At 71.5% G+C, this 13,888-nt stretch carries 14 protein-coding genes; 5 read left to right on the forward strand and 9 right to left on the reverse strand.

Annotated features, from left to right (window positions below; genetic code table 11):
• Positions 1-37 precede the first annotated feature (37 nt).
• Positions 38-1,147 (forward strand): epoxide hydrolase family protein, encoded by a 1,110-nt coding sequence (locus D0D15_RS10975; protein ID WP_094002964.1) that lies wholly within the window; start codon positions 38-40, stop codon positions 1,145-1,147.
• A 376-nt stretch (positions 1,148-1,523) separates the two neighbouring features.
• Complete coding sequence (locus D0D15_RS10980; protein WP_094003131.1) at positions 1,524-2,300, forward strand: GNAT family N-acetyltransferase; 777 nt, start codon at positions 1,524-1,526, stop codon at positions 2,298-2,300.
• Positions 2,301-2,321: 21 nt separating this feature from the next.
• Here the strand turns inward: D0D15_RS10980 and D0D15_RS10985 are convergent, their stop codons facing one another.
• From D0D15_RS10985 to D0D15_RS11005, 5 genes are all read right to left on the reverse strand, one after another.
• Positions 2,322-4,712, reverse strand: coding sequence for an ATP-binding cassette domain-containing protein (locus D0D15_RS10985; RefSeq protein WP_094002963.1), 2,391 nt, complete (start codon positions 4,710-4,712; stop codon positions 2,322-2,324).
• Positions 4,713-4,766: 54 nt separating this feature from the next.
• Entirely contained in the window at positions 4,767-5,174 is a 408-nt protein-coding gene (locus D0D15_RS10990; protein WP_094003130.1) for a VOC family protein, read from the reverse strand.
• Between the two features lie 10 nt (positions 5,175-5,184).
• Positions 5,185-5,583, reverse strand: coding sequence for a helix-turn-helix transcriptional regulator (locus tag D0D15_RS10995; RefSeq protein WP_198958104.1), 399 nt, complete (start codon positions 5,581-5,583; stop codon positions 5,185-5,187).
• 109 nt (positions 5,584-5,692) lie between these two features.
• Positions 5,693-5,902, reverse strand: a complete 210-nt coding sequence (locus tag D0D15_RS11000; RefSeq protein ID WP_094003129.1) for a DUF4177 domain-containing protein — start codon at positions 5,900-5,902, stop codon at positions 5,693-5,695.
• A 45-nt stretch (positions 5,903-5,947) separates the two neighbouring features.
• Positions 5,948-6,319 carry a hypothetical protein gene (locus D0D15_RS11005; protein WP_198958094.1) on the reverse strand — a complete coding sequence of 124 codons (372 nt, stop codon included), beginning with the start codon at positions 6,317-6,319 and terminating at the stop codon, positions 5,948-5,950.
• 48 nt (positions 6,320-6,367) lie between these two features.
• Here D0D15_RS11005 and D0D15_RS11010 point away from each other — a divergent pair, with 48 nt between their 5' ends.
• A complete protein-coding gene (locus D0D15_RS11010) occupies positions 6,368-7,171 on the forward strand; it encodes a glycerophosphodiester phosphodiesterase family protein (RefSeq protein WP_369806719.1) in 804 nt (267 codons plus the stop codon).
• Here D0D15_RS11010 and D0D15_RS11015 read toward each other — a convergent pair.
• The gene (locus tag D0D15_RS11015; protein ID WP_094002959.1) at positions 7,168-7,839 is read right to left on the reverse strand and encodes a transglycosylase family protein; all 672 of its coding nucleotides are present in this window, start codon (positions 7,837-7,839) and stop codon (positions 7,168-7,170) included. The genes D0D15_RS11010 and D0D15_RS11015 overlap by 4 nt on opposite strands.
• Before the next feature lie 238 nt (positions 7,840-8,077).
• Here D0D15_RS11015 and D0D15_RS11020 point away from each other — a divergent pair, with 238 nt between their 5' ends.
• Together D0D15_RS11020 and D0D15_RS11025 are read left to right on the forward strand one after the other, a co-directional pair.
• Positions 8,078-8,833 carry a thymidine kinase gene (locus tag D0D15_RS11020; protein WP_094002958.1) on the forward strand — a complete coding sequence of 252 codons (756 nt, stop codon included), beginning with the start codon at positions 8,078-8,080 and terminating at the stop codon, positions 8,831-8,833.
• A 228-nt stretch (positions 8,834-9,061) separates the two neighbouring features.
• Positions 9,062-9,409 carry an RNA polymerase-binding protein RbpA gene (locus D0D15_RS11025; RefSeq protein WP_017982421.1) on the forward strand — a complete coding sequence of 116 codons (348 nt, stop codon included), beginning with the start codon at positions 9,062-9,064 and terminating at the stop codon, positions 9,407-9,409.
• Between the two features lie 462 nt (positions 9,410-9,871).
• On the opposite strand, the gene D0D15_RS11035 is transcribed toward D0D15_RS11025, so the two are convergent.
• Genes D0D15_RS11035 through D0D15_RS11045 form a run of 3 tightly spaced genes read right to left on the reverse strand, consistent with a single transcriptional unit; the run spans position 9,872 to position 13,877 of the window.
• Positions 9,872-10,642 carry a polyprenol monophosphomannose synthase gene (locus D0D15_RS11035; RefSeq protein ID WP_094002957.1) on the reverse strand — a complete coding sequence of 257 codons (771 nt, stop codon included), beginning with the start codon at positions 10,640-10,642 and terminating at the stop codon, positions 9,872-9,874.
• A gap of 27 nt (positions 10,643-10,669) precedes the next feature.
• A complete protein-coding gene (lnt, locus tag D0D15_RS11040) occupies positions 10,670-12,244 on the reverse strand; it encodes an apolipoprotein N-acyltransferase (RefSeq protein ID WP_115944406.1) in 1,575 nt (524 codons plus the stop codon).
• Positions 12,245-12,266: 22 nt separating this feature from the next.
• Positions 12,267-13,877, reverse strand: coding sequence for an amidohydrolase (locus D0D15_RS11045; RefSeq protein ID WP_094002955.1), 1,611 nt, complete (start codon positions 13,875-13,877; stop codon positions 12,267-12,269).
• Between the last annotated feature and the right edge of the window lie 11 nt (positions 13,878-13,888).

Here is a 13,888-nt window from a genome sequence, read left to right on the forward strand (position 1 = left end):
TCAGGGAACCCACGCACCCGACGCCGACCTCGACGATCTGCGCGCGCGACTGGCCGCCGCGCGGCTGCCGGAGGCCGAGACGGTCTACCGGGCCGCGCCCGATCCGCGGCGGTGGGACCAGGGCGTTCCGCTCGCCGACCTCACCGAGCTCGTGGGCTACTGGCGCACCGGGTACGACTGGCGGTCGTTCGAAGCGCGGCTCAACCGGATCGGCCAGTTCCGCACGACGATCGACGATGTGGGAATCCATTTCCTGCACCGCCGATCCGCGCGGGCGGATGCCACTCCGCTGATCGTGACGCACGGCTGGCCGGGCAGCGTTGCCGAGTTCATCGACGTGGCGGACGAGCTGGCGGATCCGGAAGACGCGGACGCGCCGGCGTTCCACGTCGTGGTGCCCTCGCTGCCGGGGTTCGGTTACAGCGACAAGCCGGCCACCACGGGGTGGGGCACCGAAAAGATCGCGGCCGCCTGGGCGGAGCTGATGGGACGGCTCGGCTACCGCGAGTTCCTGGCCCACGGCGGCGACTGGGGAGGCGTGATCACCACGATCCTCGGTGGCCGGTTCCCGGAGCACGTTCTCGGCATCCACACCACGACCGCGCAGGCGCCGCCCGGGCTGACAGCCGACGGGCTGACGGCGGTCGAGCGCGCGTGGACCGAGGAAACCCACCATTTCTGGCACCACCACGCGGCGTACGCGAAGCAGCAGGCGACCCGACCGCAGACGATCGGCTACTCGCTCGTCGACTCACCGGTCGGGCTCCTTGCCTGGATCCTGGACAAGTTCGCCGAATGGTCGGACACCGAAGACAGCCCGTTCGAAACGATTTCCCGGGACCGCGTGCTCGACAACGTCACCCTGTATTGGCTGACGTGGTCCGGCGCGTCATCGGCGCGCATCTACTACGAAAGCCACAACTCGCTGGACCCCGACCTGCGGGTCGACGTCCCGTCCGCGATCACGGTGTATCCCCGCGACATCGAGAAGTACCCGCGCCCCTGGGCGCAGCAGCAGCGGTTCCGCCAGATCGTCCGATGGAGGGCACCCGAAACCGGGGGACACTTCCCATCGCTGGAGATGCCCGGGTATTTCGTCAAGGACCTGCGAGAGGGTCTCGCGGCAGTGCTGGCCGCTCAGCGCTGAACCCCGATCCAGCGGTGTAGCCGTGGAGTGCTTCCCATCGGATGTCGTGGGCGGCCGGCCAGAGGTCTGCCACCCAGATTCGTCCGCGATGAGCACTCACCAGAGCACTCAAATTCCGCCTGCGCCGCAGCGTGTTGAGGGTGGTGAGTGTGGGCGACGCCCGCCTCTGATGCAGCTACTTGACATAATGTGCATTATCGGCGACCGCGACAACGTCGGAAAGAGGGGCACAGCGCGGTGAGGTTCGGGTTCGGTGGCGAGGTCGGGCAGCAAAGCGGCCGGACTCGACCGTGATGTCCCATTGCGGCGGCGGCTCCCCGCCAAGTGGGTGGTAATCCGCTTGGCGAGCCCTCTCGCCCGTGCTGGGATGCGCCCGATGGATGCTTCTGAAGTACTCGCTCTCTTCGACCGTCAGATGCGGCGGGATGCCCTCCCGGACGCACCCGGCGCCCGGATCGAGCGGGTCGGCAAGGTGGTGCGGCAGGTCGGCGCCAAGGGCGGCTGGAGCGCAGTCGTCTGGTCCGGCCTGGACGCGGCCACGGCGCGGTCGGCGATCGCCGAGCAGGTGCAGTTCTTCGCTGAGCTTGGCCGCGAATTCGAGTGGAAGCACTACTCGCACGACCAGCCGGACAATCTCGGCGAGCTGCTGCTGGCGGCCGGGTTCGAGGCTGGGTCCGGAGAGGCCCTGATGATTGCCCGGATCGCCGACTTGCCCGATGGCGGCGGACTGCCCGAGGGTGTCCGGCTGCATCCGGTGACCACGCCAGCCGACGTGGAGCTCATGCTGTCCGCGCACGAGGAAGCGTTCGAGACGACCGCGGACTGGCTACGGCCGAGCCTGCTCGACATGCTGGCCGAGAGCCCGGGGACCGTCAGCATGGTCGTCGCGATGGCCGGCGACGTGCCGGTCGGCGGGGCGCGGCTGGAACTGCACCCGGGCACTGAGTTCGCCAGCCTCTGGGGCGGTGGCACCGTACCCGCCTGGCGCGGCCGCGGGATCTACCGGGCGTTGGTTGCACACCGCGTCGAGGTCGCCGCCCAGCACGGCTACCGCTATGTGCAGGTGGACGCCTCCGACGAGAGCCGGCCGATCCTCCACCGGCTCGGCTTTACCGCTCTGGGCACCACGACCCCGTACGTCTACAAGCCGTAACCGGCACCGGCTCCCCCGCGCTCAGGAACCCACGTACTCGGCCAGGTGCTCACCGGTCAGCGTGGATCGCTTGCTGACCAGCTCCGCCGGCGTGCCCTCGAACACGATCGAGCCGCCGTCGTGGCCCGCGCCGGGGCCCAGGTCGATGATCCAGTCCGCGTGGGCCATCACCGCCTGGTGGTGTTCGATCACGATGACCGACTTGCCGGCGTCCACGAGCCGGTCCAGCAGGGCCAGCAGCTGCTCGACGTCGGCCAGGTGCAGGCCCGTCGTCGGCTCGTCGAGGACGTACACGCCGCCCTTCTCCCCCATGTGGGTGGCCAGCTTGAGCCGCTGCCGCTCCCCACCGGACAGCGTCGTCAGCGGTTGCCCCAGCGTCAGGTACCCGAGCCCGACGTCGGCCAGGTGGGTGAGGATCTTGTGGGCCGCCGGCACCTTCGACTCGCCGTCCGCGAAGAACGGGAGCGCCTCGGCCACCGGCATCGCGAGCACTTCGCTGATGTCGCGCCCGCCCAGCTTGTACTCCAGCACCTCGGCCTGGAACCGCTTGCCCTCGCACTCCTCGCAGGTGGTGGCCACGCCGGCCATCATCGCGAGGTCGGTGTAGATCACGCCGGCACCGTTGCAGGCCGGGCACGCGCCCTCGGAGTTCGCGCTGAACAGCGCGGGCTTGACGCCGTTGGCCTTGGCGAACGCCTTGCGGATCGGCTCCAGCAGCCCGGTGTAGGTGGCCGGGTTGCTGCGCCGCGACCCCTTGATCGCGCCCTGGTCGACCGTCACGACGCCGTCCCGGCCGGACACCGAGCCATGGATCAGCGAACTCTTCCCCGACCCGGCCACGCCGGTGACGACGACCAGCACACCGAGCGGGATGTCCACGTCCACGTCGCGCAGGTTGTGCTTGTTCGCGCCGCGGACCTCCAGCTTGCCGGACGGCTCACGCACCGACGGCTTGAGCGCGGCCCGGTCGTCCAGGTGCCGCCCGGTGAGCGTGCCGCTGGCCCGCAGCCCCTCGACGGTGCCTTCGAACACCACTTCCCCGCCCTCGGTGCCGGCGCGCGGGCCGAGGTCGACGACGTGGTCGGCGATCGCGATCGCCTCCGGCTTGTGCTCGACCACCAGCACCGTGTTGCCCTTGTCGCGCAGCTGCAGCAGCAGGTTGTTCATGCGCTGGATGTCGTGCGGGTGCAGCCCGATGGTCGGCTCGTCGAAGACGTAGGTGACGTCGGTGAGCGAGGACCCGAGGTGGCGGATCATCTTGGTGCGCTGCGCCTCGCCGCCGGAGAGGGTGCCGGAGGGCCGGTCGAGGCTGAGGTAGCCGAGCCCGATCTCGACGAACGAGTCCAGCGTGTGCCGCAGGGATTCCAGCAGGGGCGCCACGGACGGCTCGTCCAGGCCCTTGACCCACTCGGCGAGGTCGCTGATCTGCATGGCGCACGCGTCGGCGATGCTGATGCCGTCGATCTTCGACGACCGCGCCTGCGCGGACAGGCGGGTGCCGTCGCACTCCGGGCAGGTGGCGAAGGTGACGGCGCGCTCGACGAACGCGCGGATGTGCGGCTGCAGCGCTTCTTTGTCCTTGGACAGCATCGACTTCTGGATCTTCGGGATCAGGCCCTCGTAGGTGAGGTTGATGCCGTCGACCTTGATCTTCGTCGGTTCCTTGTAGAGCAGGTCGTTGAGTTCGCGCTTGGTGTACTTGCGGATGGGCTTGTCCGGGTCGAAGAAACCGCAGCCGCTGAAGATGCGGCCGTACCAGCCGTCCATGCTGTAGCCGGGGATGGTCAGCGCGCCCTCGTTGAGGGACTTGCTGTCGTCGTAGAGCTGGGTGAGGTCGATGTCGGAGACCCGGCCCATGCCCTCGCAGCGCAGGCACATGCCGCCGGTGACGTTGAAGCTGCGGCGCTCCTTCACGGTCCGCCCGGCGCGTTCCACGGTGACCGCGCCCGCGCCGCTGATCGAGGCGACGTTGAAGGAGAACGCCTGGGGCGAGCCGATGTGCGGCTTGCCAAGACGGCTGAACAGGATGCGCAGCATCGCGTTGGCGTCGGTGGCGGTGCCCACGGTGGAGCGCGGGTTGGCGCCCATCCGCTCCTGGTCGACGATGATCGCGGTGGTGAGCCCGTCGAGCACGTCGACCTCGGGTCTGGACAGCGTCGGCATGAAGCCCTGCACGAAGGCGCTGTAGGTCTCGTTGATGAGCCGCTGCGATTCGGCGGCGATCGTGCCGAACACCAGGGAGCTCTTGCCCGAGCCGGACACGCCGGTGAACACGGTCAGCCGGCGCTTGGGCAGCTCGACGCTGACGTCCTTGAGGTTGTTCTCGCGCGCGCCGTGCACCCGGATGCGGTCGTGGCTGTCGGCGGCGTGCGTGGCAGGCCCCTGCGTGTTCTTCCGGGCGGCCTTGGTCATGGGGTCTCCTGGGAGGGTGGGGCGTGGCCGGCGGTCGCCGGCCACGCGGTGGGGTCAGCTCAGCTGCTGGATGCGGACCATGTTGCCCGCGGGGTCGCGGAAGGCGCAGTCGCGCACGCCGTAGGGCTGGTCGACCGGCTCCTGGACGACCTCGGCGTCGCGGGCCTGCAGGCGTTCGAAGACGCCGTCGAGGTCCTTGGTGGCGAGGTTGATGCTGGCGAAGGTGCCCTTGGCCATCATCTCGGAGATGGCGTTGCGCTCGTCGTCGGTGATGCCGGGGGTGGCCTCCGGCGGGTACAGCACGATGGAGACGTCCTGGCCGGGCGGGCCCACGGTGATCCAGTGCATGCCGTTGAAGCCGACGTCGTTGCGGACCTCGAAGCCGAGGACGTCGCGGTAGAAGGCGATGGCGGCGTCCCGGTCGTTGTGCGGGAGGTAGGTGGCGTGAATGCTGATGTCCATGGCGGCCACACTATTTCCGGGCCGCCGGCGGCGCTTCTCGATTCCTGATCGGTCTGGTGACCTGCTTGGCGATGCACGCGGGCATGCCCAGCGTCGCGTCGGCGGCCTGGGCGCGGTAGGCGCTGGGTGGCATGCCGACCAGTTCGGTGAAGCGGGTGCTGAAGGTGCCCAGTGACGAGCAGCCGACGGCGAAGCAGACTTCGGTGACGCTCAGGTCGCCCCGGCGCAGCAGCGCCATCGCGCGTTCGATGCGCCGGGTCATGAGGTAGGAGTAGGGCGATTCGCCGTAGGCGCGCTTGAACTCCCGGCTGAGGTGCCCGGCCGAGACGTTCACGCCGCGGGCGAGCGCCTCGACGTCCAGCGGCTGCGCGTACTCCCGGTCGATCCGGTCCTTGACGCGGCGCAGCATCGCGAGGTCGCGGAGGCGCTGGGCCTCGCCGGTACTCCTGGTCACCTGCGGAATCGTGCCATACCGGGCGCCGCCGCGGAGGCGGAATCGGCGCACCGGCCGTCGCGGTTCAGCTCACGGGCCGTTCGAAGGTCACCAGGATGCCTTCGACACCACCCGGCCCGAGACGGCCCTTCACGTCCGCCGTGGTGATGGCCTTGAGGCGCCAGCCCTGGGCGGCCTGGTCGTTGGGCACCTTCTCCAGCCGGGCGCCTGACATCTTGCCGCCGATGAGCTTCTCGCGCAGCTCGACCACCTTGTACTCGTACCGCTCCGCCATGCCGACGATCATCCCGGCCCGCGGCGGTGGTGTCGACCCGGTGGGTCAGCGCAGCCGTTCCAGGTCGCGGGCCGTTTCGGCGAGTTCGCGGGCCATGCGGCGCAGCTCGCCGGCGTCGGCGCCGTCGTCGGCAGCGGTGACGACGTCCTCGGCGGCGCAGCGCAGCTGGAACAGGCGGTCCTGCAGCGCGGTCAGCTCGGTGTCGGACAGCACGACGGCGTCTTCGGGCAGCCCGGTGCGCTGGACCGCGACCCGGCGTTCGTAGGCGCGTTGCCGGCAGGACTGCCCGCAGTACCGTCGCCGGCGGCCGGTGCTGCCCTGTTCGATCGGCCTGCCGCACCATCCGCAGTGCAGGACGGCGCCCGCCCGCCGCCGGCGTGGGGCCACCGCCTCGATCTGGTCCACCTGTCCGCTCACGCAGCAGACCCTAACCGGCCACTCCGCACTCATGCCTCGGCCACGCCGATGCCGCACACTGGTCGGGTGCAGATCAACCACCCGTACCTGAGCGGCACCCTGCCCCGCGCGTTCGCCCACCGCGGCTGGCACCTGGACGAGCTGGACGGGCTGGAGAACTCGCTTCCCGCGTTCCAGCGCGCGGCCGCCGAGGGCTACGCCTACGTCGAGACCGACGTGCACGCCACGGCCGACGGTGTGGTCGTGGTCCACCACGACGCCCTGCTGGACCGCACGACCGACGCGCACGGCCCGATCGCGAAGCAGACGTGGAAGGCCGTGCGGCAGGCCAAGATCGGCGGCCGCACGCCGGTGCCGCGCCTGGAGGACGTGCTGGAGGAACTCCCCCAGACCCGGTTCAACATCGACATCAAGAGCGGCCGGGCGGTCGTGCCGTTCGTGAAGACGATCGAGCGGATGGGCGCGTTCGACCGGGTCGCGGCGGCCGCGTTCTCCGACACCCGGCTGGCCGCGATCCGCAAGCTGGCGGGGCCGAAGCTGATCACGTCGATGGGGCCGCGATCGGCGGCCGTGCTGTGGGCCAGCGGGTGGCTGCTGTGGGCGCGGCTGGGCTTCCTGTGCCGGGGCGAGATGGCGCAGGTGCCCTCCCGGCAGGGCGCGATGACGGTGATCGACCGCGGGTTCGTGCGCAGCGCCGAGCGGGCCGGCGCCGAGGTGCACGCCTGGACGATCAACAACCGGGCCCACATGGAGCGGCTGCTGGACCTGGGTGTGCACGGCATCGTCACGGACCGGCCGGACGTGCTGCGCGAGGTGCTCACCGAGCGCGGCGCCTGGCCACCGGCGACCTAGCGCGGCGGCTTGCCCTCCCACGCCGCGTTCCACGTCTTGGGGCCCAGGCGCCCGGAGTCGTTGATGCCGTTGGCGCGTTGCAGGTCCAGGACGGCGTCGCGGGTCTTGTCGTAGTAGCAGCCGGTGCCGGTGAAGCCGTAGCCGAAGGCGTTCATCCGCAGCTGGAAGGTCTTGAGGGCCTCGGCGCAGTCGCCGTAGGCGTAGACGACTCCGGGCCAGGCGGGTTTGGTCACCGGCGCCGGGGCGGGGACTCCGCCGCCGCCGATGTAGGCGCTCTCGGCGTAGCTGGGGACGCGTTTGCTGCGGGCGTCCTTGTCGTTGCGCAGCCCGAGCATGCCGGCGCACTCCCAGGGCTGCCAGCCGCGCATGCGGTAGAGGTAGAGCGCCCGGTAGTCCTGCTCGGCGGGGGTGGCGAGGTCGGGGCGGCCCTTGCCGCCGACGCTGCGCCAGGTGGGCAGGTCGAACTGGTAGGCGCCGTAGTAGCCGTTGCCGGTGTTGACCGAGTAGCGGTTGCTGGACTCGCACATGCGCAGCTTCAGCCAGGTCGCCGCGCTCGGGTCGGCCGCCGCGGACGGGGCGGTGACCACCTGGACCCCCAGGGCGAGCAGCACCGCGAGCACGAGCCCGGCGCTCGCGCGGGCCGGGGGTCTCCACCGGGGCTTTCTCATGCGGCCACCGTAAGTTTGGACATCAGGAACCACAACTGTCACAACAAGCCCATCAGCATCACCGGCACCACCCGCCGGCCGGCCCCCGCCTCGCGCGCGGACCTGCGAACACCCCGGAAAACCGGACAAAGTGCTCCCCTTAGCGCCACTCCCCTGTCATCGGCACCCGGAGGCGGCGGCTCCGCTGTTTTCACCCGATCAAGGGAGCCGTCGGCGGGGCTGGATAGGGTCGTCGGTCGTGACCACCCCTGTCGACTCCGATCCCGACCCGACCGACGCCCTGTCCCCGCTGCCCTCGCGCAACGGCTCGGGCGTGCCGGCGCGGGGCAGGCTGCGGTTCTGCTACGGACCGATGGACTGCGGCAAGTCCACGCTGGCGCTGCAAATCGACCACAACCACGCGCGGCAGGGCCGGCGCGGGATGCTGCTGGTGCGGCACGACCGCTCGGGCGAGCCGCGGATCAGCAGCCGGATCGGGATCACGCGCGGGGCGACCGAGGTGGGCGCGGACACCGACCTGCGGCAGCTGGTCCGCCGCGAGTGGGTCGCCGGGCGGCACCTGGACTACCTGATCGTGGACGAGGCGCAGTTCCTGTCCGCCGAGCAGGTCGAGCAGCTGGCCGAGCTGGCCGACGAGGTGTCCCTGGACGTGTACTGCTTCGGCATCGCCACCGACTTCCGCGGCCGGCTCTTCCCGGGCGCGCGGCGGCTGTTCGAGCTGGCCGACGAGCTGCAGCCGGTGCAGGTGGAGGTGCTGTGCTGGTGCGGCGCGCCGGGGCGGTTCAACGCCCGGGTGGCTGACGGGGAGGTCCTCCGGGAGGGGGACACGGTGGTGGTCGCCGACACCGTTCCGGGGGTAGTTGAAAACACAAGTTCACCACACTGGGAGACGGAAGTGGCTACGTTGCGTTATCAAGTATTATGCCGCCGCCACTTCCGGCTCGGCGACCTCGGGCCCGCGACACCACGGCATGGTCAGCTACGACTGACCTGAACGGATCAGCCGCTCCCCCGCACGGGGGAATATGCCGAGAAGAGCACCACATCCGCGTCACGTCGCGCGCCGAATCACCTCTCAACAGAGGAAGCTGTTGCCGAGGGGTGACGCAGCTCATCGTGAGTAACGACATGGTGCGGTGGGAATTCCCAGTTGCCAGTAGCCGTTGCATAGGGTGAGCATCACCCTGGCTCTAGACCCGGAGCCGACTGAAAGGACGTCATCATGGCCGACCGTGTTCTCCGTGGAAGCCGGCTGGGAGCGGTCAGCTACGAGACCGACCGCAATCACGATCTGGCCCCGCGCCGGACGGTGCGTTACGCGTGTCCGAAGAACCACGAGTTCGAGGTGCCCTTCTCCGACGACGCCGAGATCCCCTCGGTGTGGGAGTGCCGCCTGCACGGCAGCGAGTCCGAGATCGTCGATGGCGCGCAGCCCGAGCAGAAGAAGGTCAAGCCGCCGCGCACGCACTGGGACATGCTGCTCGAGCGGCGGAGCATTCCCGAGCTCGAGGAACTGCTGAACGAGCGTCTCGCTGAGCTGAAGGGACGGCGTACGTCCAAGTCGGCGTAGCGCTCCTGCCTCTCCCACCACACCGAAGGCCCCCGTGTCCTCCCGCCACGGGGGCCTTCGCCTGTGCCGGCCCCGGTGGGTCCAGCCCCACCGGGGTGTGGGCCTGGACCGGTACTGCCGGCACGGCGGCCCGCATAGCGTCGCCGGAATGACGAACGAGACAGTGCGCAAGTGCCTGGTGATCTACGGCGTGATGAGCGGCGTCGTGCTGGCGACGGTGGCCGTCGTCGCGCTCACCGGCGGCGAGGTGAACACGTTCATGTGGGTGCGGGCGGTCCTGCTGCTGCTGGCCGCTCCCCTGTTCCAGTGGATGGCCGCGCGCGGGAGCTACGCGGCTGCGGGCCGTGACCACGATCCTGCCGGTCGCGATCGTCGCGGTCGATCTGATCCCGGGTGTCTGCCCGGTCTGGTACGCCGCGATGCAGGGTGCGTCGGCGGTGCCGCTGATCGCGGTCGCCGTCCTCAGCCGAAGCGGCGCAGCAGCGTCCGCACCTGCTCGGCCCGGTGGCGAGCGCCCCACAGACCGACCCGCAGCAGGGCCTCGCGGATGATGGCGCCGCTCATCTTCGACTGGCCGATCTCGCGCTCGGTGAAGGTGATCGGCACCTCGACCACGTCGAACCCGGTGCGGACGGTGCGCCACGCGAGGTCGATCTGGAAGCAGTAGCCGCGCGAGGCGATCTCCTCCAGCGGCAGCTTCTCCAGCACCTCCCGCCGGTAGGCGCGGAACCCGGCGGTCACGTCCTTGATCCGCACGCCGAGCGCGAGCCGCGAGTAGAGGTTGGCCGCGCGGGAGAGCAGTTCGCGGTGCTTGGGCCAGTTCACCAGGCTGCCGCCGGGCACGTACCGCGAGCCGAGCACCAGGTCGGCGTCGCCGAGGGCGTCGAGCATCCGGGGCAGGTCGTCGGGGGCGTGCGAGCCGTCGGCGTCCATCTCGACGATCGTGCGGTAGTCGCGTTCCAGGCCCCACCGGAACCCGGCCACGTAGGCGGCGCCGAGGCCGGCCTTCTCGGTGCGGTGCAGCACGTGGACGCGGTCGTCACCGGCGGCGATCTTGTCGGCGAGCTCGCCGGTGCCGTCCGGGCTGCCGTCGTCGACGACCAGCGCGTGCACGGCGGGCAGCGCCCGGTGCAGCCGCTCCAGGACGACCGGCAGGTTGTCCCGCTCGTTGTAGGTCGGGATCACCACCAGCACCGGATCGATCGGTCGCGTCGGCCGTGGCGCGTGCGCCATCCCCTTGTTCCTCCCCCGCGGAGAACCTCACTCCGCCCTGGTCGCCGTCGTGCTCGTGACCCGGGTGCGGAAGCGGAGCACGAGCCCGGCCAGGATGGCGGCGATCGCCGCTGCGACCAGCCCGTACTCCGTCGAGGCCCCGAGTCGATCCGACAGCGTAGCCTGTGTGCGCAGCGGCACCTCCCCGACCAGGGAGGCGGCGGTGAACTGGCTGGTCGACTGCGTCACGGTGCCGTCCGGCTCGACCAGGGCGCTGACCCCGCTGGTGGCCGACACCACGACCGCGCGGCCGTGCTCGACGGCCCGCAGCCGCGCCATCGCCAGCTGCTGGTAGGTCATCTCGCTGTGCCCGTACCAGGCGTTGTTGGTGGGCAGCACGATCAGCTGGGCGCCGTCGTTGACCGCGTCGCGGGAGACGTAGTCGTAGGCGATCTCGTAGCAGATCGGCACGGCCACCCTGGTCCCGGCGATGTCGAGCACCGCGGGCGCGGTCCCGGCCCGCATGTCGCTGGTGTCGTCGACGAACGGGGTGAACCAGCGCGCGATCGACCGCGCGGGGACGAACTCGGCGAAGGGCACCAGCTCCTGCTTGCTGTAGCTCTCGCCGCGGCCGGTGACCGGGTCCCACACGAACTCGGTGTTCTGGGTGCGCTGCCCGGGTTCGCGGTAGCGGGCGCCGATCAGGGTGGGGATGCCGAGGTCGCGCACCACCTGGTCGAGCACGGGGTCGGTGGTGGTGAGGTCGGTGGCGGTCTCCGGCCACACGATCAGGTCCGGCGCGGGCACGGCGCCGGAGCGGATGCGCGCGGCCAGCACTTCGCTCTGGGCGAGGTGGTTGGCGCGCAGGGCCGGTGACTCGTTGATCAGGTCGATGCCGACGTCGGGCGCGTTGCCCTGCACGGTGGCGACGGTGCGGGTGCCGGCCTGCGCGCCGGTGCCGATCGTGGGCCACAACGCCAGCCCGGCGATCACCGGGACCACGGTGGCGATCACGGGCAGCCGCGCGGCGCGCCAGTCGCGGCGGGCGGCGTGCGCGAGCAGCGCGGCGAGGCCGAAGCCGGTCACCACGACGGCGAACCCGGTCAGTGGCGCGCCGCCGATCGCGGCGAGCGGGGTGAAGGCGCCCTCGGGCTGGCTGAACGCGACCCGGCCCCACGGGAACCCGCCGAAGGGCCACCAGCTGCGCGGGGTCTCGCTGGCGATGATCACCGCCGCCATCCACACCAGCGCGCCGGGCAGCCGGGCGGCGACGGTGCACAGGGCGGCGGCGAGCCCGAGGTAGGCGGCCAGGGCGGCGGACAGCCCGGCCCAGGGCGCCGGGCCGAACCCGCGGCCGAGGAAGTCCTGCAGCCAGAACAGCAGCGGCAGGTACAGGCCGAGCCCGAACACGAAGCCGTAGCCCAGGCCACCCCAGAACCGCCGTCCCCGCAGCACCAGGCCGAGCCCGGCGAACCCGAGCGGCGCGAGCCACCACAGGTCGCGGGGCGCGAAGGCGAGGTAGAAGACGAACCCGGACGCCGCGGCGAGCGCCAGGCGCAGCAGCCACGGCCGCCAGGCCCGCTTCTTCCGGGGAGGTGCCGACGGTCCGGCGGATTCGGCCACAGGTGCTGCCACGTGCTGAACTCTAGGCCGCGGAGGTGAACGCGTCGTAGAGAACCTCGCCCGCGCGGACGGTGCGCAGGCAGGCCGGCAGCGGCGCGTCCGGGTCGAGCGGCGGCAGCGCGGGCACGCGGGAGCGCGGGTCGGTGGACCAGCGCTGGACCCGGGAGTCGGGTGCGGCGACGACGAGGTCGGCGGCGTCCCAGACGGCGTAGTGCGCGGGGGCGCCGGGGACCAGGCTGCCGGTGAGGCCGTCGGTGACGCCGGTCGCGCGGTGGCCGCCGCGGGTGTGGGCGGTGAAGGCGGCGCGGGCGGACAGTCCGGAGCCGGGTGTGCGGTGGTGGATGGCGGCACGCACGCTCTCCCACGGCTGCAGCGGGGTGACCGGGCAGTCGGAGCCGAAGGCGAGCAGGACCCCTTCGGCGGCGAGCATCGCGAACGGGTTCATGCCCGCGGCCCGCCCGGCGCCCAGCCGCCGGGCGTACATGCCCTCCGGGCCGCCCCACAGCGCGTCGAACTGGGGCTGCATGGAGCCGGTGACGCCCCACCCGGCCAGGGCCTTCGCTTGCTCGGCGTCGATCATCTCCAGGTGTTCCAGCCGGTGGTGGCCGCCGGCCAGGGCCCGCTGGCCGACGGTCTTCTCGGCGAGCTGGAAGCCGCGGACGACCTCGGCCACCCCGGCGTCGCCGATGACGTGGAAGCCGGCCTGCAGCCCGGCTTCGGTGCACGCGATCAGGTGGGCGGCGATGGCGTCGGCGTCGAGGTAGCGGGCGCCGGTGGAGGCGGGTTCGTCGAGGTAGGGCTCGTGCAGCGCGGCGGTGCGGGAGCCCAGGGCGCCGTCGACGAACAGGTCCCCGGCGAGGCCGCGCGCGCCGAGGCGGCGGGCGGTGCCGGTGGCTTCGAGTTCGCCCCAGTAGCCGACGACCTCGGGGTGGCCGGGTTCGGCGGCCAGGGCGAGGAGGTCGGCGAGGTCGTCTTCGCCGGAGATGTCGGGCCCGGCGCACTCGTGGACGCTGACGATGCCGCGGGCCGCGGCCAGCCGGAGGAACGCTTCCTGGGCGCGGCGGCGCTGCTCGCGGGTGAGCGCGGCGCGCACCGCGCCGCGGACGTGGTGGTGCGCGTCGCGGGTCAGGGGTCCATCGGCAGACCAGCCGGCGGCGTCGCGGGCGGTGGGGGCGAGTCCGACCAGCGCAGTGGACACCAGTGCGGAGTGGACGTCGACGCGGCTGAGGTAGACGGGCACGCCGCCGGCGGCCTCGTCGATCTCGGCGCGGCTGGGCAGCCGGGGCGTGGTCCAGGTGGTTTCGTCCCAGCCGTGGGCGATGAGGACCTCGCCGGGGCGGGCGGCGGCGCGGATCGCGGCCAGCAGCCCGGCGGCGTCGGTGATCCCGCCGAGGTCCACCCCGGCCAGGTGGAGGCCGGTGGCGGTGGCGTGCACGTGGGCGTCGACGAAGCCGGGGGCGACGAACGCGCCGTCGAGGTCTTCCACGCGGGCGTCCGGGTGGAGGGCGCGGCCGGGGCCGTCCTGGCCGATCCAGACGATCGTGCCGTCCTTGACGGCCATCGCGGTGGCGTCGGGGTTGCTGGGCGAATGGATCCGCCCGCCCAGCAGGAGCGTGGTGCTGTCGTCGGTCACGGTGTCGAGTG

It is taken from the genome of Amycolatopsis thermalba, from assembly GCF_003385215.1.
GTDB classification, from domain to species: Bacteria; Actinomycetota; Actinomycetes; order Mycobacteriales; family Pseudonocardiaceae; genus Amycolatopsis_E; species Amycolatopsis_E thermalba.